This window comes from Herbaspirillum sp. GW821-FHT09A12 (assembly GCF_059418325.1).
The window spans coordinates 61,458-87,793 of record NZ_JBWKPR010000014.1; the positions used below are offsets into that span (position 1 = coordinate 61,458).

Below are 26,336 nucleotides of genomic sequence, written 5' to 3' on the forward strand. Positions count from 1 at the left end.
ACAGTCAGTCGCTTATACGCACATATAAGGCCATAATGACTTAGCTAGCACCACGAAGGGATTGCCAGTTCAGATATTCGGCTTTTGGGACGCAACTGAGCCCTGCAGTTCCTCTTCGAACGTATCGATCAACTGGGAAAGGGGGAGATTCATTCCCTGCGCGATCTCGACGCACGATGTGAGCGTCGGCGACCGCTGGCCGAGCTCCAGCATCGAGATGTACGTGCGATCTAGTCCACACGCGTTGGCAAGCTCATTTTGCGTGAGCTTTTGCTTTTTCCTAAGTCGTCTCAAAGCGCTGCCGAATGCTTTGGCGATAGGGTTATTTGTCAAATAATTGCCTCAATACCACAAAATAATGTGAGATTGTCAGCGCTCAGGGACTATTTGTCGTCCGACTTTTGTCGGAATTTCATTGACTATCGGCAGTTGAAGGGCTTAGTCTTCCATATATTGGAAGTAACAAACACAGGAGCGAGTCATGTCCAGCGATCTGCTTGGCGGGATGGCAGTCAACAAGTTCTGGGAAAACAGGCAAGGTAACCAGCCGGGGAATTCGATCCCGGCTTGGCGCAACTACGCCGCCGAACTTGAGAGCCGGCTGCACGCCGCTGAAGAGAACCAGATGTTCCGCGACGTTGCACGAGAGGCGACCGACATCGTGCTGGAAGCAGCGCTGGCGGCGCTGCGCGCAAAAGACCCGTCGTCGCCGCTGCTCGATAAGGGCCTGCGCGAGCAGATGCGCCGCCGTCACATCGCAGACACCTTGGCCACCAAGGGGTATCAATTCGATGTCGTCAAGGGTGAGCTGGTCGGGAAGAGCCGCTGAACGTGCCCCAGGCCAAGCTTAAAGCCGCCAGCTGGCGGCTTTTTCTTTGCCTTGACCCCGTTTAATTAAACGCTATAATCCTAAACTAGAGAACTACTCGGACGGGACCAACTGCTCGAATGACGAAAATTACCACTCAAGAACAGGCTGCCATTGCTGAACCGGCGATGGGTGCCAGCCGCGGTAAGAAAAAGAATATCTACGACAACACCAGCTCGCGCCGGCAGGGCGCTCACCTGGATAAGCTCGCGAGCGGTGGTGGAAAACCTGTGCGCGTGGACACGAACGGAGACGATCTTAAGCTCATGCACCAGCTGATCGCGGTCGGCTATGCACCGAGCAACGCGGAGGTGTACCGCCGCGCGATGAGAGAAGCGCACAAGCGCGCTGGCAAGAAGATACAGCAGCTGCCAGCCGCGCCAGAAGAGAAGAGATAGCAACAAAAAACCCGGCCGAAGCCGGGTTTTTACTTTGTGCGCCCAGCATGGGCGCACTCCTGCGGGTGCAAGTCCCGCCCTAAGCTGGTCACAGCGAATGAAGTGAAGCGCAACTGCATGAGGGCGACCGAATGTGGGGAGGAAGCGTGGAGCGTAAATCGTGAGCCGATGAACAAGAATCGTATAGAAGGCGCTGCCGAGCAGGGTGAGCGGGCAAAGAACCGTGAAACTCTCGTGACCAAGGTGAAGCGGCGTAGATGCGGCGGTTGTGCGATGAAGGAGTGCGTTCTTACCTGGGGAGGCCTCGCCTTATGCCTGAAAGGGCGACGGAGTTGATCCGGAGCGAGGAGTCAGCAGAGGCCATAGTAGCTGCGGGAATGAGGGCGAAGGGCCGAACGAGTAGGAGGGCCGAAGGCCGTGGTGTTCGGAGGTGCAATGCATCAGAAGCCTGCGCAAGCGGGGCGTAACGCGGGAGGGCGAGGTGAAGCCGCGCCGGAAGCGTTGCGTGATGAAGCACGGACGGTACGCGACGACACCGGAGGTCCGGGGCGAGAAGGTCTGCTTGCGCAGGCGCTCTCGAGAGCGAATCTGGTGATGGCGTGGAAACGCGTTAAAGCCAATCGCGGCAGTGCTGGGGTGGATGGAAAGTCGATTGCAGAGACGGCGGAAGATCTCAAGGTGTATTGGCCTCGGATACGGGAAGCGTTACTGGATGGCAGCTACCGGCCAGAACTGGTAAGGCGAGTCCAGATTCCGAAACCCGGAGGCGGGGTACGTGAGTTGGGGATACCGACGGTGACGGATCGACTGATCCAGCAAGCCCTGCTGCAAGTGCTGCAGCCCATCATTGATCCGAGCTTCTCCGAACACAGTTACGGATTCCGACCGGGACGGCGTGCGGGTGACGCGGTGCTGATGGCACAGCGGCATGTGCAGGCTGGTTACCGTGTGGTAGTGGATGTGGACTTGGAGAAGTTCTTTGATCGGGTCAATCACGACATTCTGATGAGCAGGCTATCGAGGTGGATTGTGGACAAAGCCGTTTTGCGGCTGGTTCGCCGCTATCTGGAGGCTGGCATCATGGATGGCGGCGTGGTCACCGAGCGATACGAAGGCACACCACAAGGTGGGCCGCTGTCGCCGCTGTTGGCCAATGTGCTGCTAGACGAAGTGGATCGGGCGTTGGAGAAGCGTGGACACCGGTTCGTGCGCTATGCCGACGACTGCAACGTGTACGTACGCAGTCTGAGGTCGGGTGTACGGGTGCTGGATGGTCTACGCAAGCTCTACGGCCGGCTCCAGCTGAAGGTCAACGAAGCCAAGACGGCCGTGGCGCGGGCGAGCGGTCGGAAGTTCCTGGGTTATGCCCTATGGAAAAGCCGGGACGACCGAATCAAATGCGCAGTGGCCGGAAAGGCGCTGGAGAGCTTTAAACAGCGTATCCGGGAGCTGACGCGCCGCTCGTGCGGGCGGAGCCTGTCCGAGGTTGCGGAACGATTGCGAGCGTATGTGCCGGGTTGGAAGGCCTACTTCCAACTGGCGCAGACGCCACGGGTGTTCCGGGAGCTCGACGAATGGATCAGACACCGGTTGCGCGCCTTGCAGCTCAAACACTGGCGTCGAGGGACGACAATGTACCGGGAGTTGAGAGCGCTGGGCGCCTCGGAGGCCGATGCCCGCAAGGTGGCGGCCAACAACCGTCGCTGGTGGCGCAACAGCTACCGGCGACTGAACCGAGCCATGCCTATTGCTTACTTCGACCGACTTGGCGTCCCCCGGCTCGGCTAACCTCAACTACTCGAACCGCCCGGTGCGGACCCGCATGCCGGGTGGTGTGGGAGGGGATCGGCTAGCTTCCTAGCCGCCCCTATCCCGATCTCCTCCATCAGCCGAAAAGATCCTTGTTGGAAGGTGTTTTCTTCGGGAAGGGCGAGTGAGGCGGCATATCCTCACCGTGCTTCTTGCCCAAGCTGCCCAAACCGCCCGCAGCGCCGTGCTTCACTTCCTTGACACCGCCCACCATGATTTGATGACTCTCGTCGCCGGCACGCTCGGCACCAGGAAGTCCGCCGGCGGCGTGACCCAGCCAACGCATGATGTTATCCGGGATGAAGTGGATGAGCGAGAACACGATGTGGACCACCGTGGTCATCAGTGTGGCGTAGATGCCGATGAAGGCCAGGAAGGACACGATACCAGTCATTGAATCCGCCTGAACGCCGGCGACGACGGTCATGAAGCCACCGTTGATCAGGCCGGTGACCGGTTGGGTGAGTAGCATGGATCCGATCAGGCCGAACAGCATGAGGCTCGGACGCATGACCAAGGACAGAATCATCATCCAGCCAGGTCCCGCCTTGCCGACCGCGTCGTCGCCATCCGGATGGACGTGGGCAACAGCAAACAAGGGGCCGGCGATCACCGATTCCAGCACCAGGACAAACCAGTTGACCACGGAGGTCATCCAAGTGATGAATGGAACCATCGGAATGTAGGTGCTCAGGACCACGCCGAAAAAGAACAGCGCGAGCGTCAGAAATGTCGCGATGCCCGACAGGAATTGCAGGACCGAGCCGACATCGAAAGCCAGTCCGACCGTACCCTTCGCGATGACCGAGTTGGCTACGCCAGCCGCGCCGGCCATCGCCGCAAGACATCCTTCACCAATGCCTACGATGGTGTCGCCGAATGACTTCATCTGGCTCATGTGATTCAGGTTGGAGCCGGCAATCTCCTGCGTCATTTGATTGATGCCGCCCATGAAGGGGGCTGACAGCAGCTTGCGCACATACTCCCAAGCACCTTCCCCGGCTTGTGGCAGTCGCACGTCGGTTTCGGTGTAGTACACCTGGCGCACGCTGTCGGACCGATGCTTGGCGTATTCGTCGGCGACTGCCATTGCGTCTTTGTAGGTCTGGAGGACCTCCTGTGTTTCCTTGTCGTTGATCGCGATAGGATCCGATGTCGGAAGGCCATTCAGCGTAGATTGCATCACATCGTTCATTTTCACGATGTGGTTGTACCAGGTACCGGCGTAGATCCAGCCGCCATCTTTGGCCGCAGCCAGAAAGTCGGATCGCGCCCGATCGTTCGTCTGGTTGACTGCGTTTTTGGCGGCCGTGCGTAGCGCGTTTTCGTAGTTGTTGGCGGCGGTATCGATTGCGCCGGCGGTGGGCTTGTCACCAGTCACGATTTGATTGGCGACAGGTTGCAGCTCCTTGATCATTGCCTGAAGCGCCGCGGCGTGCGCAGCCAGAATTGGCTCCTTCAGGATCTTGGTGTTGCTGTTTCCCTCGGAGGCCTCATAAGACTGCTTCCAAGATACGCCACCGCACACGTTCTTGTTGATGTAGCTGTTGTCGTTAGCATTCCAGGTGTACTTGGTGACGCTGTAAGTCGCATTCGAGAAGTTCTTCGCCGTCGTGTACATGGCCACCGGCGGGGCCAGATCGAACACGTCGTAGTTGAGCAGCTCGCCAGAATTCATCATGACCTGCTGCGATGTTGCGGGCTCGATGCGCGTTGACCGCCCGGACTCGGTGTATTGCTTATTCATCGCTGCGGCGCAGACCTCGAATCGCAGAATGTTTGCTGCCAGAGGCCTGGAGTCTGGAATCATGGGGCGAGAGATCATGTTGTCCCGGCTCATTTGCTCGATCGCGGCGTTCCACATTTTGTCGGCTATACCGACGCCCTGCAGGGCGAGCCATAGGATGCCGATCTGGATCAGCGAAAAGCCAGAGCTGAGTGGTAGAAGCAGCGCCGTTCCACCAACCGTGCGCAGGGGGATCCAGATCGATGACATTTTCCTGCCGAGCAGCTCGCCGTCGTGCGCCGAGTCGACCGTTCCCTTGACGGTCGTGTAGCCGACGAAGAGCATGCCGAGAAACAGCACGGCTGTATTGAAGATTGCCATCATGGATCCGAGCACCGTATCAGTCGGTGCGGCTGAAGCCTTGCCCCCTGATGAGATGAGACCGACGATATCGCCGAACACTTCACGCAGAAAATCGACCGACGTGTCGCCGGCTGGCGGGGTGAATTGATTCAGGGAGACTCCGGCCGTGTCTGCCCAGGCCGGCATGCTTATGATGGCTATGAGCAGGGCGAGTGTGAACTTCTTCATTGGTGAGCCTCCTCAGCTCCGATTGCGTGGTTGACCTGGTGCGGCGGGAGATGCAGGCATGTGTAAATCGGCGTGCTGGGCGTCGGCCACATTCAGCTTTTGAACCAGCTTGTCAGCCATCCCCTTCCAACTCGGAGGCGCGATTTGCGGCGCACCCGAAGATGCTGAATCAGCAACTTCCGCCGACTTATCTATCACCACGTTTGCTGTCTTATCTGCGCCTGAAATCCCCTGTCGCAGCTGACGAACGATCTTCAACATGTTATTTCCCGCTATTGACCTGCAATTAAATATGCACAATACTTGAGGAATATAACATAATGAAAGTCAGCATCATATTATGCTTAGCCTCTCAACGGAATCGGTGAAAGAGCATTGGCACAAGCTCAATCCGGAGCTTGCTGAGCTGTTTGAGCGTATCGAGAAGACCGAGGACTGGGTTCTTGATAACAATCCGGATATCGCTGACCGTTTGGCCAGCTTTGGACTGACGTTGTCGGATCCTGCGGCGACGGCGCGCCTGGCCGATGCCGACAAGAATCAGCTGCTGTTCTTCCTCGTTTACATCAGCAGTAGCAAGGCGTTCCGCGTCATTCAGTGGATGGACGAGACCCACGACGGCATGGGGTCAAGGACGCTGCAAGCTCTGCTTGCGCAGAATGGCCTTGGCGTCTTCTCAAATATCGCGGATCCGCTTCTTGCGGGCACGATGCTGCAGCGTCTCCATGTCATCCAAAACACCCCCTACTTCCAGCGACTGCTGGCTCCAGAGACGCTCGACAGCATCGTTCGAGCGATTCAACTGTATCGTGAAGAAAGAGAAAGCCATGCAACGTAAATATGCTGCGCTCATCGCCCTTGTCGTCGCGCTGGCTCATCACAACCTCGTCTATGCGCTGGATGCTCAATCGGTCCAGGCGTACTGCGACGACGTGAAAAAGGCAGCACTGAACGCGCAGACTAAATACATAGAAACGTATAAACCGGCGGTAGATCCCGGAAAGGTCTTTGAAGATGCAACGACAGATTGTCTTGACTTTGTTATGAATTTCCAACTGGGCATACCAAGCCCATGGGATGCGGTAATCGCGGTGGCGAAGAAGGCATTGGCGCGAGCCTGCGCAGCAGCACGCGGTCAATTCGACAAGGCAGTCAATGATGCGGTCCAGTCAGTTAACAGCCAAGCATCACAGATTCCTGGTGTGTCAGTTGGTACCAGCACTACCACCGGCGGTGGCAATGGGGTCGGCGTTACCGGTAGCGTCAAAGGTGATGGTGGTGCAACGATCCAGAATTCGGTGGACAAGGGCGTGGACAAGATTTTTAACAAATTCTGACTTGGTGATCATGAAATCGATACGAAAAACTCTCGCTGCATTCATACTTTTGGTAGCAGTGATGTTCGTAAATGCCCCATCGGCAAACGCTTGCTGCGGTGATGGCGCTATCGCGTCAGCTGGTGCTATTACTGCCGGAGGTACAGTAGCCGCGGCCATAGGCGCGGCTACCACCGCTGTAGTGGGGTGGATCGAAAGACTGAATTATTCGATAGAAAGCGGGTTCGCAAAGCTAAATGGAGAACTTGCGAAGCAGGGAGCACAGCAGAAGATAGTCGAACAGGGTGCAATTGCGGCGCAATCTCAACTGCATATGGAGAAAGCTCGCGCCGACGCAGCTATGAAATTCGAGGTTTCTCCCCGAGTTTGCTTTGAAACCGCAGGAGGGGCGGCCGGGGGACTTGCCTCAGGAGAAACCCAGGCAAATCTAAATGACCTAAATCGCAATAGCGCTCAGCGCACTCTGTTCACGCCAAATACCACGGCGGCAATCTCCAAACTTTACGATGATCACACCAGCAAATACTGTTCGCCTCAAGACGTGCAGCTTGGTCGGTGCTCATCTGCGGCAGATCCTGTAATGCAAAATGCTGACGTGAGAGCTGACGCTATGCTGAACTCAACTAGTTATTCGTCGGGTCAATTGGAAGCTGCTCAATCCTTGGTCAACAATTTGACGAATCCAATCCCTACACAAAATATCCCCAAAAATTGGGAAAAAACCGCTCAGGGAAAGGCGTTTGTAGCAGGCCAATACATTGAACAGGCAAGAGCATCTGTAGCAACCAATGCTTTGAACAATGCGATTGCTATTCGTACGCCAATCCAAGGTCTAGGCACAGCCGCAATGCTCAATAAGGCGGATGTTTCAGAGTTAGACCTGATGGAAAGCCAAGTCCGCGGCCGTTTTGAGTCTCCAACGTGGTACTCCATGATCGCTGGTTTTTCTCTAGAAAATCTTGTGCGCGAATTGAACAAAATGCAGGCGCTGAGATTGTGGATGGATCTCAAGGCTTTCAAGCAGCAAGAACGCATGGAAATGATGCTTGCTACGCAGCTCGCCATGGATGTCAAACGAGATGCTGACTCTCGACTCACACAGGCGAGATCGATCGCAGCTAAAGCGGGGCAATAATGGGCAGACTATTTCGAACTCATCTGCTCGCGCTCTTGCTGTGTCTGGGTTATCCGGGAAAGGCGTCCGCCTGGGAGTGCTGTGATCCATGGGGAGCGGTCGGTATGGCGGCCTTTGTGACGGCGGGTCAAACCGTCGTGACCAGCATTACAGCATCTGCTTCCGTTTTGCTACTGCGATTACAGCTTCTGTCGATGTCCTTAGACGCTAATTTCAGCCGTGTGACAGGCGAACAGGCCAAGTTAGGTGTCTCGCAAAAGACGATTCGCCAAGGTTCTATCGCTGCGGCTTCACAACTTTATACTCAGAGCCGGGTTGCTGAGGCTGCGGAAAATGCAGTCCCGCCTGCGGGACTAGCTGTAACTGTAACTAACTCGCTTTTGTTGTCTGAACAACGCAATGTGGTTCGCCAAAAGATTGCTTCTGCTGATGCGACGTTCGCAAATTCCCTGTATTCCAGTAAGGCGACTGACATGAGCATTATCTGGGCTAGACATAAGCCCTACTGTTCTGCAGGTGATGTGGCAACGGGTAGGTGTGAAAGCGCTGCGTCCCCCACAATGCAAAACGCAGACTTAACGATCAACACCATCATGACCCCTGGTGAAGGGCAGTACGAAACGCTCTCGGATGAGGAGCGAGACGCTGCTATCGCATTCGTTCAACACGTCGTCAATCCCATTCCAACGGTACGCGCGGTGCAGAAAAGCATGACGCCGCAGGACAAAGCACTGGATGCACGCATGCTGGCTGACCAGGCTGCGCTCTCTCTGGCTGCTCACAGCTTCAATGCCGCTATCGCACATCGGACAAGGAAGCATCAGCAATGAATAGCCTCTATCGACTCGTCTGCATAGTGCTTCTCGCGATCTGCTGCCAGGTACAGGCTGCGCCGGCGGAATCAAAGGCAGCGCCAGCAGTTGATTATTCCTCCGTCTTCAGACAGGCGGCGTCGACGTACCAATTCAAGATTAATGAGCGGCAAGCTGTCACTCAAATGGATCAGATGCTGGTTCAACAGTACGCGGCCGGTCGCATTGCGACAGAGAAGGATGCGTACCTGAAGACGCTGTTCTACCAGGCAGCGACGCTGCTGATGAATGGTCACCCCATCGCCGGCGGTACGGTTGTGGCGATTGCGCGTCAGCAGCCGGCATTCCGAACCAGCGCCGCAGGTCGGGGCATGGCCGACTTTGTCGACGCCATGTTGTCTGGTGACGAAGACGAAGGCGACGAACTCGCTGAATTCGCAGAGCGGACCAAGAAGGCACAGGCTCTGCTCAAGTCGGTCCGTCCAGCCCTTCAGCTCGCGGCGCAGCTGCGTGTGATCGGCGAGATCTACCACGACGACGTGGCGGTTCGTGCCGGCGAAATTGCACTGAAGCAGTTGCGCGTCACGCCGACAGAGGAAAAGATCATCAACAGCGCGCGTGCGGTTAAGTAGGCCATGAAGAAGCTATTTCTAGCGGTTTCGCTGGGCCTGGCCATCCTTGCGCCCGACGCGATGGCCTGCCTGACGATCCCATCCCCGTCGAACACTATCACCAGTCTGTATGGCTGGCGATACCACCCGGTCTTTAAACGCTGGCGTTTGCACCGAGGCGCGGACTTTCGTGCGTCGATGAGCACGCCACTGGTGGCCGCCCAAAATGGTGTGATTCAGGTGTCTAGCTCTTCCAGCGGTGGTAACGAGCTCAGGATCATCGGTGACGATGGCACGGTGACGCGCTATCTCCACTTGACTAGAGCGACGGTCGATCCGGGGGCGCGTGTGAGCGCCGGTCAGCAAATTGCTTTGTCAGGAAATACTGGACATGCATCGGCTGCGCCACACTTGCACTTCGAGGTCTACCGAAAGGGAGGCGGTGATGTCAACCCAGAACCTCTTCTGTGTGGCGGTGTGAGCCGCAAGCAAGGCGCGGACATGGTGGATGGATTTCCGATCAAAGCATGCAATCCAGACGGCGGCCAGTGCGATGGCGGAAGCTCTGCACCGCCGGCGGGCACCGCACCAGGCGCGCCGTCATCGCCCTCAACTGGATCTCCAGTTACAGCTGCACCAGGTGATCAAATTCCTCCACCTGCTCCCAAAGTGGAACAGTTTGACGACATGTCCACCTCCGAGATTTTCTCGGCAGAGGTCGCTAAGCGTTTTGCTAACCCTGATTGGTACAAAGACCAGGCGGAGCGCTCGACGGTGCCGCTGGTGATTGAGTACCTCCACATGAAAGCGCTGGAGGCCTACATGAATCTGCATGTGCGGCAGATTAAGGACCGCGTGGAAGCTATGTTTGCGACAAGGCTTGCCCGACAAAATCGCCAGGAAATGGAGTTACGCCTGGACCGGCAGCGTGAAGCTGCGGCAAAAGCGAATTAGCAATGGCTCTGCCGACTTTATTTACTGTGGCGGAGCCGCCGGTCGGCTTCCGAGTCGACCACCTCTTCGACATGATCCAGCTCACTTCGTCGGTGAAGCTGGGACGCAAGGCTGACGAAAAAGCTGCCGCGCAGGCGGCGCTGGATCAGTTTGCCGGATTTGCGCCAGAGAAGGCAAACGCGGTGATCGGAGTGTCGCTGTCGACATGTGTGTCGACAGGGGCAGATGGCGCCTTGACCTTGTATCTCACCTATATCGGCACGCCCGCCGTTGTGACGGAAGGTGGCACGACAGCCGGGAAGTGAATTGCCTGTACCAGTGTCACGTTACTTGCGCTCTATCAGCAGGTGACTTTTGCCCCGGCCGCGCCCCACGGTCGGGGCTTTTTTTATCCTGCGGCGTAGACGACGCTTCCTTCGGGGATGCCAGCTGGGAGGGCAATGCCTGAGTTGCCTGACAGTGGATTGATAAGCATGCCTCCACGGTTGATGCCAACAAGGATCGAATTATTCGTAGCCTTAGTGATTTCGTAGGCCAGGCCGGGGGTGGCGGACGAATAGAAGACATAGCCTTTGCCGCCAACGACGACATTGCTAACAGCAGGCATGTGGTTAAACCAGCTTGGCAGACCGAGTGCCGAGTCCGATACGGTCCCGCTGGCCGTTGGATTGTTGGCCGCGTAGGAGACCACTGCATTGCGGTAGACCCTCATGTTCCCGTTGATCGCAGCCGCTTCATTTCGGTCGGAGGCCGTTTCGGAGGCGCGGTTGGATTGGGCCATGAGAGAGGTCACCAAGATCATGACGGCCACGAGAAGAGGGATGATGGGCATGTTGCAGTTTCAGTAACTTTAGTCAGATTTCGCCGAAAAGTGCAGGTGTCACGGGCATTCTCAAAAGGCTACCACGTAGAGCAACATCAAGAAAGATAAATAAGATAAACTAACGAAAGTCAACTTTAAAACGTCTACGAGGAGCTGGAGATGGGCTTACTGAAGAAGCTGCAGGGCGAGAACGGTGCAACCGACGATCACTCCGATCCGGATGGTATGGACCACCTCCCGCCCGAAGATCACGCTGCCGCCACAGCTGCTGCCACAGCACACGCTGGGCAAGCGTCCGCAAAGGGGGCTACGCCGATACGCCTGGTTAAAAAGGCCCTCCCGCCGGAACTGGCCGAGTTGCAAGACCTCTTGCAAGCGCACGACTGGGAACACAGCAATGCGGATGACGCAACGCGCCGCGCAGCTGGCCGCGTCGAATGGACGATCATCGAGGCGCACATTCTGCGTGCAGTGAAGGCCGGCTATACGAAGGAGGTCGAATCTATGTGGGGGCAATTTGCCCCCGCCGGCAAGTCGCTCGCGGAAGCCATGGGCCGATACGGGGAGGAGTTCAAGGCGCTGGCGGCACAGGGCCAGGCCGCCAACGGGCAGCACCGCGGCTACGCGCAGTCACACGGCGCTTCGGCTTCGTCTGCCCCGGAGCATGAGCGGACGCACCAGTTTTCCGCCGGTCCAGCGATGGCGGGCGTAGCCTCCGCCGGAGCCGGTGTGTCTCCATTTCTCAATACGCTGGATCCCAACACCATCGATGTGGACGCTCGGGAGATACCGCGAGAGCCGTTCTCCGATGGTTTTCGCAAACCGGAATGGGCCAAGCGCGCTGAGCCTACCCCTCAAGCGCCGGAGTCGACGCCACAACAAGCCGAACAGCAGCAGGCAGCTGCAGGCACCGCCGTGGCTGGTGGAAGTGACTTGCTGTCGAAGATGCTGTCTGCCCCCTTCGCTGCCGGCAGCCTGGTGCTGAATTCCCTCCGCTCGGCGGGCCAGCAGGCAAAATCGTTCTACGTCAAGAGCAAGATCAACGGCCACGCCATTCTTGGCCAGCAGCTGGACGCGAAGACCACGGAGATCGGTGCCCTCACTGCGTCGTTGAAAAAAGCAGGAATGGGTGCGTTGATCGACGAGATGCGCCTCACCGGCCGGCCAGCGAAGGAGATCTTCTCCAACATGATCAACGGCGAGCATTCCGGCATTCTGGAGCGCTTTGAGAAGCTCATGGCAAAGCCTGGCTTTGCCGCCGATTTCACCAAGCTCCAAGCGGCCTTGGCGGATTTCAGCGAGAAAGCGACACGCTACGCCAAGTCCGGCGTGGATCTGGACGTGGATTTCTCGGACCTGCTCGACCGGAACCTGCAGAAGGTCTCTGAATTCACCGAGGGTTTTTTCTCGAAGAAGGAGGATGGTGTCATCGAGAACCTTCAGGAAATCGCGCAGCAGGTCGCCGATCGCGTGGCTGAGATCGCAAACAACATCATGCGCCGTTTCGCCCATCAATAACGTTCACCTAACCTACTTGGAGCAAGATGGCCCCGATCAATTTCGAACAGCTGATTGCACGCCTCGACGCGTGCGTTGGCCTCATCAACGATGCCCTCAAGAAGGAAGTGCCGCCGGCGTCGGAAGTCACGCTCAACAGGCTCCGCGAACAGGGCGCGATCTACGCGGCCTTCGTCACGGACTGCAGCGCCAATCGCATCGATTGGCGGATGAAACCTTCCAGCGAGAACCTCAAGCTCGTCGATGCGTTCTGCGCCCTCGTCGAATCAGAATTGAACAACGTGGAGAAACCATGAAGGACACCTCGAACCTTGACAAACAGGCACAGAGCCTGTTTTCCAAATTCTGCTCTGGCCTGGCGCAGATCGATCTGCGCACTGCAGTCGCCGTGCCCGCGATCATTGGTGTGGTGGCCACGATGTACGGCTTGGGCCTGGAGGTCCACGGCCAAAGTCAGCTGCTGCAGGAAGGTGGGCTGCAGGCCGTGCAGGCGTACAAGGCTGCCATGCAGGCGGCACCCGTTGACTCGCTCCTGGAGTATTCGAAACTGGCATTCGAAGGGAAACTGCCGTCGTTCGGCGGCAATGCTCAGGGCATCGGAGTCACAGTCTCCTATCTCGGGCCCGTCATTGCGGCCGGAGCAGTTACCCTGGCACGCGGCTTCGGCAAGGTGAAGGACTTTCTGTCTGAAAAGTTCTGGCAGGCGAACGCCCGCCAGCTCGAAGACGACATGTATGGCGCGCCTGGTCGTGTGATCTCGGCGTTGAACAATCGCACTCTGGACGCAAGCCATAAACTGCGTGGCGTTCCGCTGTTGGCCATTGCCTTGGGCCAAAACGACCTCAAGCTCGCAAAGGCGCTCATCGATGCTGGCGCGGACGTGAATGCATATGCGGATCGACCGGCGGTGGAGCGAGGCATGGCCCCGATCCACTTTGCGCGGTCGCCGGCGGCGGTGGACTTGTTGTCACGGGCTGGGGCAAACATTGACGCTCCCTACAAGCATGTCGACCATGCCTACGGGATGCGCGGCGAGACTGCGCTTCACTCGGCGGCACTCGACGCCTCTGGCAAAGGGCTGGCCCTGGCCGAAGCGCTGTTGCGCGCGGGCGCAGATCCGGCGAAGCCGTTCTCCGCGAAGGAATACCAGTACGACAGGCAGTCGCTGGTGCCGGTCACGGATCGAGTCACCCGTGCGGGCAAGTCTATCGAACAGCTTATCGCCGTCACAGAACTCCGATTCGCCGGCAGCATGCCACCTACTTCCACGGCGTTTGGCGGCAGTATCGCTCTGCAAGCAATGGACGCGAAGCGTGGCGTAGCGTTTCACGTCCCGTCACGCACCAAGGGGATCGATGGACAAGAGCTCGACAACGAACCCACTTCGGGTCTGCGCATCTGATGGGGCGAGATCTCGTCATCATCGAGGCTCCTGGAAAGCTTCGGACCATGTACCGGATCCTCGCCGAGGTCGGCTTGGACGCCGACCTGGTGGCGACCATTGGTCATTTCCTGGAGAACCCTGCAGATCTACGAGATCTCGCCATCGGGCGGCGTGACGGCGAATACATCGAATATCGTCGCCAACCAGTCAGGCCGGACTCCTTCGCTTGCCTGCGCGACCATCTCGTCCGCTGCAAGGGGAGGATCCTCATTGCCACGGATGCTGACCAGGAAGGGGAGGTCATCGCTGCAGATGTAGCCAGGCTGGTTGGAAACATGGGTCTTCGCAACGAGGTGCTCCGACTGAAGTTTAACGGCCTGGATGCTGAGTCGGTGCGGGTGGGGTTGGAGCAGATGGTGGCCGCAGACATTCGGCACGCCGCCGGCGGCACCGCCCGGCGGTTGACCGATCGGATCATCGGTGGATGTCACTCGAATTTCGAGCGCGGGCTTCCCGTTGGCCGGGTCCAGAGCGCGCTCCTCGGACTATGCACGGAAGGTATGCAGCACGCCGAGGTGAGGCTTGAGATGCCGGCGTGTGATGGTGGAAAGCCATTCATTGGCACCATGCCTGTCTCTGGCAAGCGCTCGCCGGCGGAGATGCTGGCGGCATTACGTGAAAGCCCCTTGCCGCCGGCGGCCGTCGCCACGTCAGGAGCGCGTACCGTCGGACTTCCGCTCAATTTCGCCGACGCGCTGGGAGCGTTCAATGGCGAGCTGGGCTTATCTATTTCACGTGGCGCTGAGCTCCTGCAGGAGCTGTACGAGGCAGGGGAGATATCCTACCCGCGCACGAAATCCCGAGGTTTTACTGGTGCTGGCGCACAAGCAATCGACCGGCTCGCAAAGACGAAGGGCTTGCTGGCCTTCAAGAAGGGCCTGCTGTTGCCAGTGGCCGAGACATCGGAGGCGCATGAGGCAATCCGACCACTCAATGAGAAGTTGCTGCGTAGGCTGGACCTGGGCAAGCCATTCAAACTCCACGCATCAATGGCAGAGGCGGCCATTGCGCTGATCGCAAGAAAGGCATGCGAGGGTGGCATCACAATGCAAGTCGACAAGCCAGACCTGTCCGGTGCACCTGCTTGGGCTCAGCATTGCGAGTGGGAGCGCATTTCGCGTAAGCCCGTGCTCCCATGGGCTGCAGTACGGCAGGCGGACGTTGTCCTGCTGGACCAGGACAATGTGTTGGTACAAAGCATGGCCGCCGCCGGAGTTGGCAGGCCCAGCACTTGGGCAGGCCATGCGCAGAAATTTCTGTCTCGCCGTTATGTGGACGAGCAATTCCAGCTCACCGCAAAGGGCATGGAGGTACTTGCGCATGCTCCTGCAGCGCTTCGAGACGTGGTTACGTCCCGAGCAATCGAAGAGATATTTGAATCGGGCAAGACCGATATTTCCGAGTTGGTTGATGCGGCGCTCAGCGCGGCGCACGCCGGCGACCAATTCCAAATTACCCAGATTGTCGAGCGGCTGGAGAGGATCGCAGATGAACATGAAGAAGATCGCCCGCGCATGCGGCCAGCATTTTGAATCGGTCCGCGTTGCTGCCGCAGCGCGCAGAAGGTGGCTGATCTTCGCGGCGGCCGGCATCGGGCTCGTCACAGCAATGGCACTGCTCATTCCCAAGTGGATCGATTTCACCGGGCCGATTACGTCGCCGGAGATGGAAGCGCTCGCGCGGTTCGTGCAACGGACTAACTCGCTCGTGGTGCGCCAGGCCTTCGACGACGCGCGCCGCGGCGGGGAGATCTCGGTGAAGAAGGCTGAAGCGATCATCGACCTGGCGAAGGCGCAGCAGCCGGCATATGGCCTTGCCAGTGATAGATAGTTGTCATTTTTATTTGATTATCTTTTCACCAAATAACAAAGCGCTTTACAGTTTTTATCGCGTATTGTTAGAATGCCCCTAGAGGCTGACTTTCATTATCTTATATGCGTAGTTAGTCGAAAGTAAATCAAATGTCTACCGACATCAAGATGACCGAATATACCGACTTCGAGGGGATCATGATTCATCTCGCCACCGAACGTGGATGGGAGTTCAAGTTCACCGACGAGGTAATCCCGGTCGCAACGATTTTTAACGAAGCGACGTATGCCCCCGCTTTGCTTACCCTGGTGAAAGATGAGTTCGAGGCCCGCCAGATTGGCGGAGATCTGGGCTTTTCGCTGGTTGGCGAAAGCAATTCCCTTTTCGGTGCCAAGGTGCAGCTTACCGCCGCCGGCCGCAATTTCGAGGCGCAGCTGTGGCGCATTCTGGGCAGCACCAGGATGATCGAATCCTTGCCGAAGGACGGCCCTTATATCTCTCTTGACTCCCTTCAGTTCGTGCTTGGTGACGCCTTCGCGCATCACGTGAGCGAGAGCTCCATCCAGGAGGCATACTGATGGCCCAGTTGCGCCGATTACAGAGCTCTAAAAGCCCGGAGCCGCCCGTAGCAGCTGCGCCTGCGCCAGCGTCTGACGCCGGCGGATCTGCGAGCATGCTCGACGAGATGGAGGCATTGCTGACGTCAGGATCTGCGGGCTCCGAGGTAGAGTCCGCGCCGGCAGTCCAGTCGGTCGCGCAGGTTCCTGCTCAATCCCCTGCGCCAGCGCTTACCCAACCGCTGCCGGCGGCGGCCGAAGTGCCGAAAGAGGCCGCGCCCCAAACGGCTGGTGTCAGGCCCGCCCAAGACTATCTGAATGTCCTGCAGGCGCTCGCGCCGGTATTCAAGGCCGCATCGATCTACCCGGGGCATGAGGCCTCCCCACAGCAACTTGCGGCAGCGGTGCAGCTAATGTCGCGCGTGTCGGTCGATCTGGCAGGGTTCATTTCCAGCCAGGCTGACGCATTGGAGGTGGATTCTGGATGGTCGCGCAAGGTGTTGCACGGTTTCACAGCCCAGCTGGTGTCGAGCCAGTGGGTCACCAGCGTGATCTCGAAAGGCGGCGTCATGAAAGGACAGTTACCGTCAATGAGCATCGAGCAGTTCATTCCGGCTATCAACGCTGTACTGACGCTGCCTGTCGACGTGGCCGAGCGCGCATCGGCCGTGGTGTCGTCTCAGGCCTCTATTCAGGTTGCACTCATAGCAGGCATCACGCCGATCGCCATCGAGGTGGAGCGCTACGCGACCATTATCAATACGCGGCTGCCTCTGCAAGGTGGCGATCGCGTCAATGAGGCCGCGATCATCAACGAGCTGGCTCAGTTTGTAGCTGAGCAGTCGGCGCAGCATCTGGACCGTGTCGTTGCTGACGGTACCGTGCTCAGCGATGACGATCGCCAGGTCATTTTTCACACGCTGATTCAGCATTCATCGGAAGTGGTGTTGGCGTCTTGGGAGTATTGCCGCGGCGAGATCCTCGGAGTGATCAAGGAGGCCGAAAGTGCGGAAGACGCTGCCAAGATCTTCGAGAGCAGCGCCATTTCGCACGGTTTCCCCTTGGAGCAGCTGAAGACCCGCGCAGCGCAGGCTCTGAAGCGGTTGACGGGCGCGTCTCAATATGCGCTGACCATGATGCGCCAGGCGGCGCCGAAGGTGAGCTGACGTGGCAACGAATCAGAAAAGAGGGATTCTGCGAGCTACAGGCCGCGCTGCGAAGGCAGTCGGCCGTGCCTACGTGTGGTCAATCGCCGGGAACTGGGACGAACGCAAGAAGGAGATGGCCCGTTTGCGGGCCGGCATCGCTCGCTTGCTCAACGGGAAGTACCGTGTCGAGACGTTCGATGAAGCCGTTGCTCGCCGGGGCGTGAGCGAGGCTGATTTGCAGCGCCAGGCGCGAGAGCTGAGCGCGCTGGGCATGCTCTATGGAATGGTCTCCCTTCTGGCGGTTCTATTTGCCTGTGGTGCCGGACTGACGCCCCATCCTTGGAATCACATTGTCACGGCCGCAGGCGTGTTCGTCGTTGCGTTCTCCAAGTTTCTGGGCACACGCTTCCGCGTTGCCCAGATTGAGCGCCGTCAGCTCTTCTCGTTCAAAGACTGGTTGACTCGGCGTCACGTCGAGAAAGAGGCAAAGTGATGGACCTACCCGTCACCCCCCCGGCGATCTATCGGGAGGCATGCATTCAGAATGCAGCAGCCCAGTATCAGGCGCATCCGAATCTCATTCGTGCTGTGATCGCAACCGAAGGCGGCACGACGGGCAAGGTCACGTTCAATAAGAACGGCACGTATGACATGGGGCTGATGGCGATCAACAGCGTGCACCTGCCCGAGCTCGCCCGATACAACATCACTGCAGTGATGCTTACCAATGATGAGTGCCTGAACATCATGATCGGTACTTACTATCTCCAGAGCAATATCATCGCGGCCGGCAACTTGTGGCGTGGGACCGGGAACTACCACTCCAAGACGCCAGACAAAAACGCTGCATATCAGCAACGGGTCTGGAGCCGCCTGAAGGTCATCCAGGGGGGCGCGCCATGAAGTCTTCTGGAGGCAACAATCACACCAGTGACAATGAATTGCTCTGGATCTTGGGCGGGCTGTTTGCGATCTCGATCGCTGCCTGGGTGTTTGGCCACGAAAAGATTGCGGCCTTTGTGATGAAGGTTCGCCAGTTCGAGTTACATCTCATGGTATTCGACCAAGAAGGGCGTGCGATGTTGGCGGCCTGGCTGCAGACTCGCCATCCTGCGGACGCGACTGCAGGCGAGCTGTGGCGGTCGGGGGCTGTCGCTGCGCAGACGCTGCGATGGGGTGTCTTCGCCTTGATCACCATCCTGTTCGCCTATCTGGCTTTTCGATCCCCCGATCGAAATGGCCGGTACTCACGCACCTATACCGTCGCCAGCTTGGCAAAGCAGGAGGCAGAGATCTGGCCGGTGCTCAAACCAGTATTGGGTATGAACCTGATTGATATTCCTCTGGACGATCCGGTCAATGGCATGAGGCAGCTGCCTAGGGACTACGCACGTCGCCTCGGCATTCTCGTGAACCTGAGTTCTATTGGGGCCGACGCCGATGTCTCCAACGTGGAACCGCTGGACAATCGATCTGCGCTGCGTCTTGATCGCGCGCGCAAGGTATTTGCCGCGCAGTTGGGTCAGCAATGGCCAGGAGTGCAGGGAATACGCGGTTATGAGCGTGCACTGTTCGCAGCCTTTGCGGCACAGATCAACAATGACAATGCGCTTGCGATCGCCATTATCAACGATCTGGCAGTTTCTTATCTCCGCGCAAGAACACAAAAGGACGCCAAGCTGATCAATTCACTGCGCGCACAGAAGGCACTTCACCAGTATGGCAACAGCGAATCGGTGCGGCGCATCGTGAATAGCCATGCATACACGCGCACGGTCCTGCGTTCGATGCTTCATGGCGCGCGTACATGCGGTGTACTGCCTTCGGCGTGGTTCCGGTGGGTAAAGACCGTCGATCGAATCACCTGGTATGCGCTCAATGACCTCGGCCTCGAAGTCGCCAGTGTCGAAGCAGCTGGAATCCGCGCACAGTGGGACGCAGAGCTGCTCGCTAAATTGCCAATCCAAGATCCCCTAATCGAACCAGCCATTGAGGGCTTGCGGACTTACCTCGGAGAGACACTAGATGAAGAAATTGAACATGATTAAGTGGATTGTTGTTCTTCCGGCCTGCGCTTATCGCTTGGTTGCCGCCCGGTTTCAGCCGCGAATGCAAGTCAAAGTGACCCGCAAGAACTTGCTGGTCTACTTCCCAACCGCCACTACTCAGGGGCTGCACGTCATCCCTCGTCCAGGCCAGCAAGAAATGGTTCGGTTCTCCGTCAAGAGCTCGGACTCCAGCCACCAGCTGGCGATGATCGTGGGCAACGGCTCGGAGACCATTCTTGCGGATTTTGAGGATAAATCTCAGGCCAACAGCGCTCTCAAGCGCCTCAACGGCGTACTGACCTCCAACGTCTTTTCGCGCTGGGCAGGTCGGCTTCTGGCGCTTTGGGTCGTCTGGTTCATCGCAACGAGTGCCACCAGTGCAACTTCTCCAGCTCAGACCGGCGAGCAGAAGGCCCCGGCTGAATTCATTCCGCCGGCGGCACCACAAGCCCAAGCCTACCCATCGGCACCAGTCAACGCGCCGCCGCCTTCGTCGGGTAGCTTGGCCGATCAGATCTACGCAAAGGCGATGGAAGCACAAGCGCAGGCGCAGCAGCAAAACACTCCGCCACGGGTGGTCGACAACACTGATGGGCTCGATGCGTTTGGCTTGGACGCCGGTGGTTCTAACTCCGGTCCGGGTTGTAATCCGAAGCTGGCTTTCACGGTCCCCGACCCTGTGGCCGCGAAGTAACGCAGGAAACCGATAATGGCACTTCATGGCATTGAAAAGCACCATGAGCTTCGCAGGTCGCGCATCCTGCGCGATACGCGTCCATTCATGGAGCAAGTATTCGAGACGATGGGCTCGCTGCAGGCCATCGTCATCGTTTACGTATGCCTGGTCTTCTGCCTGGTCTTCTTCTCACCGACCTTCGAGATCATTCTGCTTTTGGCGGCAGCCTACGCATTCGTTCCCATGCAGCGCAAGAATGATATTCCGCTACGTATACGTAAGTCGCTTGGCGAAGTAGACGGAAACGACATTCACCCTGGCACGCGCAAGCCAAGGGTTGCCCGTGGCATTGGTCATTTGGGAAATCGTCTCTCGGACAATGCGGAGATTTGGGCAGACGGAGACCTCTTGAAGACTCACGTCTTTGAGGTTGGGTCGACGGGCGCAGGCAAGACCGAAGCTCTCATTTCGTTATCTGACAATGCTCTGAATTGGGTGTCTGGATATTTCTATGGCGATGGAAAAGGAGACGTAAGTTGCTTTGCCAAGCACTTTTCTCTATGCCGCGCAAAGGGCCGTGAAGACGACGTGTTCGTCATCAACTACATGACTGGTAATGTCGATACCACGAAGAAGAGAGCGGACAAACTATCGAATTCATACAATCCACAAACCGTAGGGAATGCTGAGAGCAATATTCAGCTTCTGGTTGGCTTAATGGATGCCTCCGATGGCAAGGGCGACATGTGGAAGGGGCGTGCGATCACCTTCATCAGCTCTTACATGCCAGCACTCGTGGAACTCCGTGACAAAGGCCTGGTGATGTTGTACATCGGCTTGGTCAGGGCAACAATGCCATTCAACAAGTATCTGGAGTTGATGGCAAATCCGAATATCTCGCAACGATCCCGGGAGATGATGCAAGCCTATCTTGCGGACGTGCCAGGTTATAAGCGGGACAAAAACGAAAATCAGAGCGCTACGTTCCTAGAGCAGTATGGCTATCAGCAGATGCAGTTCACACGTATCTTGAGCTCACTTGCCGATACTTACGGTCACATCTATAACACGCCACAAGGTGAAGTCAACCTACGCGACGTGGTGACCAACCGCCGAATCCTCCTGGTCCTACTGCCGGCGTTAGAGAAATCCCGTCCCGAACTTGGCAATCTTGGCAAGATCATCGTGGCTGGCATGAAAGGCATGATGGGCTCCAGCTTGGGCAGCAAGCTGGAGGGAAGCAAGCTCGAATTGCTCGACTCGCGCGCGACGAACGCACCAGCGCCATATTTGGCGATCTTCGATGAGTTCGGCTATTACATGCCCGAAGACGCCGCTCTCATGTGGGCTCAAGCTCGCTCACTTAATTTTTCCCTGGTCGCAGCAGGTCAAGATCTACAGGCGTTCTACCGAACCTCGAAAGAGGAGACGCTGGCAATCATATCGAACAGCAACATAAAAATGGTCGGGAAGCTGGAAGATCCCACGGATACGTTTGAGCTCTTCGAAAAACTAGCTGGCGAGGCGTATGTCTCGGTGGTTGACGGCTATGAACAGAACATGAGTGGTATGGGGGGATTCCGTGGCGCTCAGACTGCCAAGATTGATCGGGTAGCACGGATCGAATTGCAGGACCTGCAGCGCCAGGTAGAGGGTGAGCTCCACATCTTCGTCAAGGGCGAGATCATCCGCGCGCGGGCGTATTACGCCGATCCAAAGCTGGCAAAGCAGTACCGTCTCAATCACTTCTTGAAGGTCCCTCGTCCGGATGCAGATGTAGTGGCGCGCCTGAAGATCAATACCAGAGCCTTGCTGGAGACACTCAGAAGCGCCCCCCTGGGTAAGCAGCGACCCACGGACGGATACTTCGCTTACGCGGGTAATATGCACAGTGACGCCACTTATGCCAAGTATCTGAGCGGGAAGCTGGGCGTCGAGCGTGGCATTACGCTATTGATGAAATTCGACGATTCGGCGGTTGCCCCCTTGCATTCGGATGATGAAGTGGACAGCGCCGGCGGCGGCCTTGCGAGTGCCGCTGCTCCGACAGTCGGATTGGCCCAACCTACGCCAGCGCCGGCACCAGTTGCGGCAACTGACACGGCAGCTGCAGGGGGCAGTCTCGCGGCGGCACCAGTCGCGCCTGACGCGGTTGCATTCGATGGCGGACAGTTGGAGTCGGTGAATGTGTTTGCGTCGCGGCCGCGTCCCGAATTCTCCGTGGACGTGATGGCTCTTGCAGCTGCAGCACTTCCAATTTTAGAGACGATATTTGAAGAAAAGTTGGTCGCCCCGGTACCGGTGCACGCCGGTGAAGTAGACGATGGGCAGCTGGCCGCCGCCGATACCCAGGTGAAGCTCAACGCGATCGTGCTGGGTATGGGTGGGGCACCAGCTGACGCGCAGAGTAGTGCCGCGGCGATCGTCAAGGCTGCGACCGATGGTACCGAATATCCGACACCGCCAAAGCCCACGCGGGATGGCAAGGATGAAGAGATGGAAGAGGTGCTTGGGAATCTCGAAGCACTGATCGGTGGGCGGTGATGACTATTGAATTGAACCTGCGCCGCCGCGCGTTCCTGAAGAGGTCCATTCAGACTGGCATCGTTGCGATGGGGGCGTTCTCGTATGCGAATCCACTGCTGGCGAAAACAGGGCTCCTACTGCCGCAATACTACGCCGGCGACAGCGAGGCCGCTGCTTTCTGGGCGCGGCCTCGGGTTCTGAACCTCTATCGGCCCGTGACCGGCGAACACAGGAAGGTGTGCTATTGGAGGGATGGAGCCGTCGATATGCAAGGCTATCGCGAGGCATGCCACATGCTGCGCGATGTGCGGGCCGGCCTTACTGTTGCGATGGATATCCGGCTGTTGAACCTTATGCGCGGAGAACAGGGGTGGCTGGAGGCAGCGTTTGGTTATGTCGAGCCCTACCAGATCAACAGTGGATACCGTGGTGACAAGACCAACGGCGCGACAGAAGGGGCCCTTCGCGATTCATTCCACACCAAAGCGATGGCTTCGGATGGTCTCTTCCCGGGACTGCCGATCGAGTATCAAGGCCAACTAATCGCAGCCTTTAGAGGAGGTGGAGTCGGCTTTTACATCAACAAGCAGAAGTTCATTCATCAAGACGTTGGGAGGGTTAGATTTTGGGTAAAGTAATCTGCAAATTATTTGCAGTCGCGCTGGGGATTGTCGCAATGTCTGCATCGGCAGCACCTTCGCCGACACCTGCTGAGCAGCGACTGATGTCGAGCGGGGCTCGCATTGTTCAGGCCTTCGATTCCGTGTCAGGCCTGAAAGCGATCGTCGCTGACAACGGCAAGGAGAAGCGGCTCTTTTACGTGACTCCTGACGGCAACAGTCTGATTGTCGGCAACGTGTTCGACGCGCACGGCGTGAACGTGACCACGGCCGACACTGACCGCGCCGGCATCATCACGTCGACGGCCCAGGCGTCTCCTGCATCGGATGCCCAGTTGCAGGATATCTGGGAGCGTGCGGAGAAGCTGCGCTGGATCCCCGAAGGAAATTCCAAGCGCGTCATCTATGTTTTCTTCGACCCGAACTGCCCCTATTGCAAGCGCCTGTGGAGCAGCCTGCGGACCGCAGTGGAGAAAAACCAAGTGCAGGTCAGATGGATTCCTGTTGCGATTCTTCGGGACGATAGCAAGGCGCTTGCGGCAGCCGTCTATGAAGCGAAGCGGCCTTCCGAAGCTTTGCAGCAGATGGCGAATCACCAACTGCAGCCTGTGCGTATAAGCGACGAAGTGAATAAGAACTTGGCATTCAATCTGCTGTTGCTGCGCGACACGGGTTACACTGGCGTTCCTACGATTTTGTATCGTCGTGGAGCGAAAGTCGTGTCGACAATGGGGCTGCCGACAGACCAACAACTCGCTGCTTTGCTTAATTGACTTTTTGTATAACAGTCGGCCAAGGTAAATTCGCTGCGGTTGACTTTTGGGGGCAATACTTCTTGACGCATCATGTGCGCTCACGTGGGGATCAAGAGGGGGATAGTCTTCCGATTGCATGGACGTGACAATGGAAAACGCAAAACAAATATTTGACAGCCTGATTCAAACGACGATTTCTACCGCGCTGTTGGCCGACGCCATCGAGCTCTACGCTGACAAGGAAATCGCTGATGCGGATGAGCGCGATGAGTTCCTGGAGAAGTACGGTGACGAGCGCTATGTGCCGATTATTCGTAAAGCAGTGCTCGACGTGGTTGTCGCAGTAGTCGCGGCACACAAGACAGCTGACGATGCGGCCTATGCATTGGTCCTGAGCATGCTGGACCTCGAAGAGCAAGACGACGTGGTGCGCAACATGAAGTTGGCCATGCTGCAGAAGATGGTCGATGACTCCGCTGGCGACATGGCAGAAGAAGAGGAAAAGCGCTTCCGCATTCGCATGGCCCTCGTTGAAAAGCAGATCGGCTGAACAGCTGATTGTGTAAGAGCCAGGAAGGGCGTTTCGCGGCGTCTTCCCTGGCTTATTCAAGCACCGCCAGGATTGGTTTTTCTTCCCAGCTAGTGATCCGGTAATTCCGGCCTTTCTCGGTCGCCTCCAGCATCGCGCGAGGCGCTGAGTCGAGACGCGCCCTGCGTCTTCGTGTGCACCTTTCCTTCCCACTGCTGCTTACTCTGCGCAGCACGTCACTCTATTCCTGCGGAATTTTTTTCGTCGGCGGTCGCATATTCCGACTATTGTTACTACTGTTTTATCAATATGTGCATTTATACTATAACAAAAGTAATTTTTGCCATGGAATGGAGAAGAGTATGTCGAATGTTGAAGCCAATACCATGCAGGCCACCCAGCTCGAAGCTGACGGCCTGGATTGGAAGGAAGTGAAGGAATTGGGCCTGGAGCCTGCGCCGGCCGACATGGAGGAAGATGACAGCGAAGCGGCGGAGGCGTAGCCATGGCCGTCATCAGACGACTGGTCATGCCTGGCGCGGCTAGTATGCCACCTGCTGTATTTCCTGAGCCGCGGCAGAATCCCAAAGAGGCTGCTGAGAGCAAGGCCATGCCCCGCCGGCGTTCAACCGCAAAAGGCAAATTCACGCCGCGGGATCTCTACCAGGAGGTCACCGACAGCATCATCGAGGCGATCGAGAACGGTACCGCGCCATGGATGTCGCCGTGGGATGGCAGGGGGCGTTGGCCACAGAATGGCACCACAGGGAAGCCATACCATGGGATCAACGTCCTGATGCTGGCCGAGAAGGGCATGCAGGACCCTAGGTGGTGTACCTTCAAGCAGGCGAAGGAAAAGGGCTGGAACGTACGTAAAGGAGAGCATGGGACCCAGATCTTCTTCTACAAGATGCACGAACGCGAGACCGGTGAGGTGAACGCGGAAACGCAGCAACCTGAGGTGAAGCGGATCCCGATGCTGAAGTGTTTCACGGTCTTCAACTTTAGCCAAATCGAGGGGGCGCCGGAGTACGACTGGTCCATTGAGCGCAAGGCCAATGTCGACGACGAGACGATCCAAATCTGCGAGGAGATCATCGACGCCACCGGGGCAGATGTCGTCCACGGCAGCCGGCGCGCCGCATATTCCCCGTCCGAGGATCGCATCTATATGCCAGACCGGGATTCGTTCAAGTCAGATTCGCTCTATTACGCCACGCACATGCACGAACTGGGCCACTGGACCGGGGCGGCCAACCGCCTGGCCCGAGAGTTCGGAAAAACTCGTGAGAGCGTGGAGTATGCCCGTGAAGAGCTGCGTGCGGAAATTGCCAGCTCGATGCTCTCTATGCAGTTGGGGTTGCCATCGAATATCGAAGGGCATGCGACCTACGTCGAGCACTACTTGAAAATCCTGCGAGACGACAAGCGCGAGATCTTCCGCGCTGCCAAGGACGCAGAGAAGATCTCGCGATATGTGCTTAGCTTCCATCCAGACTTCGCCGAAGAGTTCAAGGAGGAGCATCGAGAGCAGATGGCAGCAGCTGTCGCTGCCGGCGCTCCCGAGGAAATTTTCGACGCATCGGACTTCGATTTCGAGCCTGAAGACGTGATGACCATCGGCATGCGGCCGTAAGGA

At 57.5% G+C, this 26,336-nt stretch carries 31 protein-coding genes; 27 read left to right on the plus strand and 4 right to left on the minus strand.

Annotation, left to right across the window (positions count from 1 at the left end):
* Positions 1 to 69: 69 nt before the first annotated feature.
* Positions 70 to 333: a helix-turn-helix domain-containing protein gene (locus AC07N6_RS21385; protein ID WP_494783749.1), complete on the minus strand. Its 264-nt coding sequence runs from the start codon at positions 331 to 333 to the stop codon at positions 70 to 72.
* 148 nt (positions 334 to 481) lie between these two features.
* On the opposite strand from AC07N6_RS21385, the gene AC07N6_RS21390 reads away from it, so the two are divergent.
* From AC07N6_RS21390 to ltrA, 3 genes are all read left to right on the plus strand, one after another.
* A complete protein-coding gene (locus AC07N6_RS21390; protein ID WP_494783748.1) occupies positions 482 to 829 on the plus strand; it encodes a hypothetical protein in 348 nt (115 codons plus the stop codon).
* Positions 830 to 948: 119 nt separating this feature from the next.
* Positions 949 to 1,266, plus strand: coding sequence for a hypothetical protein (locus AC07N6_RS21395; RefSeq protein ID WP_494783747.1), 318 nt, complete (start codon positions 949 to 951; stop codon positions 1,264 to 1,266).
* Between the two features lie 435 nt (positions 1,267 to 1,701).
* Positions 1,702 to 3,054 carry a group II intron reverse transcriptase/maturase gene (gene ltrA, locus AC07N6_RS21400; RefSeq protein ID WP_494783746.1) on the plus strand — a complete coding sequence of 451 codons (1,353 nt, stop codon included), beginning with the start codon at positions 1,702 to 1,704 and terminating at the stop codon, positions 3,052 to 3,054.
* A 97-nt stretch (positions 3,055 to 3,151) separates the two neighbouring features.
* Here ltrA and AC07N6_RS21405 read toward each other — a convergent pair whose 3' ends face one another.
* Both AC07N6_RS21405 and AC07N6_RS21410 read right to left on the minus strand, forming a co-directional pair.
* On the minus strand, positions 3,152 to 5,392 hold the full coding sequence (locus AC07N6_RS21405; RefSeq protein WP_494783745.1) for a DotA/TraY family protein: 2,241 nt from the start codon (positions 5,390 to 5,392) through the stop codon (positions 3,152 to 3,154).
* Between the two features lie 12 nt (positions 5,393 to 5,404).
* On the minus strand, positions 5,405 to 5,653 hold the full coding sequence (locus AC07N6_RS21410) for a hypothetical protein (protein ID WP_494783744.1): 249 nt from the start codon (positions 5,651 to 5,653) through the stop codon (positions 5,405 to 5,407).
* Positions 5,654 to 5,732: 79 nt separating this feature from the next.
* Between AC07N6_RS21410 and AC07N6_RS21415 the strand changes: the two genes are divergently transcribed.
* The 7 genes from AC07N6_RS21415 to AC07N6_RS21445 all read left to right on the plus strand — a co-directional run bounded on the left by AC07N6_RS21415 (position 5,733) and on the right by AC07N6_RS21445 (position 10,546).
* Entirely contained in the window at positions 5,733 to 6,230 is a 498-nt protein-coding gene (locus AC07N6_RS21415) for a type IVB secretion system protein IcmW (RefSeq protein ID WP_494783743.1), read from the plus strand.
* Positions 6,220 to 6,729, plus strand: coding sequence for a hypothetical protein (locus tag AC07N6_RS21420; RefSeq protein WP_494783742.1), 510 nt, complete (start codon positions 6,220 to 6,222; stop codon positions 6,727 to 6,729). The genes AC07N6_RS21415 and AC07N6_RS21420 overlap by 11 nt, the downstream gene beginning before the upstream one ends.
* Before the next feature lie 10 nt (positions 6,730 to 6,739).
* Positions 6,740 to 7,864 carry a conjugal transfer protein TraW family protein gene (locus tag AC07N6_RS21425; protein ID WP_494783741.1) on the plus strand — a complete coding sequence of 375 codons (1,125 nt, stop codon included), beginning with the start codon at positions 6,740 to 6,742 and terminating at the stop codon, positions 7,862 to 7,864.
* A 104-nt stretch (positions 7,865 to 7,968) separates the two neighbouring features.
* Positions 7,969 to 8,694 (plus strand): hypothetical protein, encoded by a 726-nt coding sequence (locus AC07N6_RS21430; RefSeq protein WP_494783740.1) that lies wholly within the window; start codon positions 7,969 to 7,971, stop codon positions 8,692 to 8,694.
* A complete protein-coding gene (locus tag AC07N6_RS21435; RefSeq protein WP_494783739.1) occupies positions 8,691 to 9,308 on the plus strand; it encodes a hypothetical protein in 618 nt (205 codons plus the stop codon). Before AC07N6_RS21430 ends, AC07N6_RS21435 begins: the two co-directional genes overlap by 4 nt.
* 3 nt (positions 9,309 to 9,311) lie before the next feature.
* Positions 9,312 to 10,241, plus strand: coding sequence for a M23 family metallopeptidase (locus AC07N6_RS21440; RefSeq protein WP_494783738.1), 930 nt, complete (start codon positions 9,312 to 9,314; stop codon positions 10,239 to 10,241).
* A gap of 2 nt (positions 10,242 to 10,243) precedes the next feature.
* Positions 10,244 to 10,546 carry a hypothetical protein gene (locus tag AC07N6_RS21445; protein ID WP_494783737.1) on the plus strand — a complete coding sequence of 101 codons (303 nt, stop codon included), beginning with the start codon at positions 10,244 to 10,246 and terminating at the stop codon, positions 10,544 to 10,546.
* 83 nt (positions 10,547 to 10,629) lie between these two features.
* On the opposite strand, the gene pilM is transcribed toward AC07N6_RS21445, so the two are convergent.
* The gene (gene pilM / locus AC07N6_RS21450; RefSeq protein ID WP_494783736.1) at positions 10,630 to 11,073 is read right to left on the minus strand and encodes a type IV pilus biogenesis protein PilM; all 444 of its coding nucleotides are present in this window, start codon (positions 11,071 to 11,073) and stop codon (positions 10,630 to 10,632) included.
* Positions 11,074 to 11,223: 150 nt separating this feature from the next.
* Here pilM and AC07N6_RS21455 point away from each other — a divergent pair, with 150 nt between their 5' ends.
* The 17 genes from AC07N6_RS21455 to AC07N6_RS21535 all read left to right on the plus strand — a co-directional run bounded on the left by AC07N6_RS21455 (position 11,224) and on the right by AC07N6_RS21535 (position 26,333).
* Positions 11,224 to 12,582, plus strand: a complete 1,359-nt coding sequence (locus AC07N6_RS21455) for a hypothetical protein (RefSeq protein ID WP_494783735.1) — start codon at positions 11,224 to 11,226, stop codon at positions 12,580 to 12,582.
* A gap of 26 nt (positions 12,583 to 12,608) precedes the next feature.
* Entirely contained in the window at positions 12,609 to 12,878 is a 270-nt protein-coding gene (locus AC07N6_RS21460) for a hypothetical protein (protein ID WP_494783734.1), read from the plus strand.
* Positions 12,875 to 13,984, plus strand: coding sequence for a hypothetical protein (locus tag AC07N6_RS21465; protein ID WP_494783733.1), 1,110 nt, complete (start codon positions 12,875 to 12,877; stop codon positions 13,982 to 13,984). The genes AC07N6_RS21460 and AC07N6_RS21465 overlap by 4 nt, the downstream gene beginning before the upstream one ends.
* Entirely contained in the window at positions 13,984 to 15,558 is a 1,575-nt protein-coding gene (locus AC07N6_RS21470) for a DNA topoisomerase (protein ID WP_494783732.1), read from the plus strand. Before AC07N6_RS21465 ends, AC07N6_RS21470 begins: the two co-directional genes overlap by 1 nt.
* Positions 15,521 to 15,856 (plus strand): hypothetical protein, encoded by a 336-nt coding sequence (locus AC07N6_RS21475; protein WP_494783731.1) that lies wholly within the window; start codon positions 15,521 to 15,523, stop codon positions 15,854 to 15,856. Before AC07N6_RS21470 ends, AC07N6_RS21475 begins: the two co-directional genes overlap by 38 nt.
* 131 nt (positions 15,857 to 15,987) lie before the next feature.
* Positions 15,988 to 16,416 (plus strand): hypothetical protein, encoded by a 429-nt coding sequence (locus AC07N6_RS21480; protein WP_494783730.1) that lies wholly within the window; start codon positions 15,988 to 15,990, stop codon positions 16,414 to 16,416.
* A gap of 95 nt (positions 16,417 to 16,511) precedes the next feature.
* Entirely contained in the window at positions 16,512 to 17,561 is a 1,050-nt protein-coding gene (locus tag AC07N6_RS21485; RefSeq protein WP_494783729.1) for a hypothetical protein, read from the plus strand.
* Between the two features lies 1 nt (position 17,562).
* The gene (locus AC07N6_RS21490; protein ID WP_494783728.1) at positions 17,563 to 18,036 is read left to right on the plus strand and encodes a hypothetical protein; all 474 of its coding nucleotides are present in this window, start codon (positions 17,563 to 17,565) and stop codon (positions 18,034 to 18,036) included.
* Positions 18,036 to 18,446: a lytic transglycosylase domain-containing protein gene (locus tag AC07N6_RS21495; protein WP_494783727.1), complete on the plus strand. Its 411-nt coding sequence runs from the start codon at positions 18,036 to 18,038 to the stop codon at positions 18,444 to 18,446. The genes AC07N6_RS21490 and AC07N6_RS21495 overlap by 1 nt, the downstream gene beginning before the upstream one ends.
* A complete protein-coding gene (gene icmP, locus AC07N6_RS21500) occupies positions 18,443 to 19,591 on the plus strand; it encodes a type IVB secretion system coupling complex protein DotM/IcmP (RefSeq protein WP_494783726.1) in 1,149 nt (382 codons plus the stop codon). Before AC07N6_RS21495 ends, icmP begins: the two co-directional genes overlap by 4 nt.
* Entirely contained in the window at positions 19,569 to 20,285 is a 717-nt protein-coding gene (locus AC07N6_RS21505) for a hypothetical protein (protein ID WP_494783725.1), read from the plus strand. Before icmP ends, AC07N6_RS21505 begins: the two co-directional genes overlap by 23 nt.
* 15 nt (positions 20,286 to 20,300) lie before the next feature.
* Positions 20,301 to 22,811 carry a type IV secretory system conjugative DNA transfer family protein gene (locus tag AC07N6_RS21510; protein WP_494783724.1) on the plus strand — a complete coding sequence of 837 codons (2,511 nt, stop codon included), beginning with the start codon at positions 20,301 to 20,303 and terminating at the stop codon, positions 22,809 to 22,811.
* Positions 22,811 to 23,431, plus strand: a complete 621-nt coding sequence (locus AC07N6_RS21515; protein WP_494783723.1) for a YcbK family protein — start codon at positions 22,811 to 22,813, stop codon at positions 23,429 to 23,431. Before AC07N6_RS21510 ends, AC07N6_RS21515 begins: the two co-directional genes overlap by 1 nt.
* Positions 23,419 to 24,186 (plus strand): thiol:disulfide interchange protein DsbG, encoded by a 768-nt coding sequence (gene dsbG, locus AC07N6_RS21520; RefSeq protein ID WP_494783722.1) that lies wholly within the window; start codon positions 23,419 to 23,421, stop codon positions 24,184 to 24,186. Before AC07N6_RS21515 ends, dsbG begins: the two co-directional genes overlap by 13 nt.
* 130 nt (positions 24,187 to 24,316) lie before the next feature.
* A complete protein-coding gene (locus AC07N6_RS21525) occupies positions 24,317 to 24,718 on the plus strand; it encodes a hypothetical protein (protein ID WP_494783721.1) in 402 nt (133 codons plus the stop codon).
* Positions 24,719 to 25,059: 341 nt separating this feature from the next.
* On the plus strand, positions 25,060 to 25,200 hold the full coding sequence (locus AC07N6_RS21530; RefSeq protein WP_494783720.1) for a hypothetical protein: 141 nt from the start codon (positions 25,060 to 25,062) through the stop codon (positions 25,198 to 25,200).
* A gap of 2 nt (positions 25,201 to 25,202) precedes the next feature.
* Positions 25,203 to 26,333, plus strand: a complete 1,131-nt coding sequence (locus AC07N6_RS21535) for an ArdC family protein (protein ID WP_494783719.1) — start codon at positions 25,203 to 25,205, stop codon at positions 26,331 to 26,333.
* Positions 26,334 to 26,336: the final 3 nt, after the last annotated feature.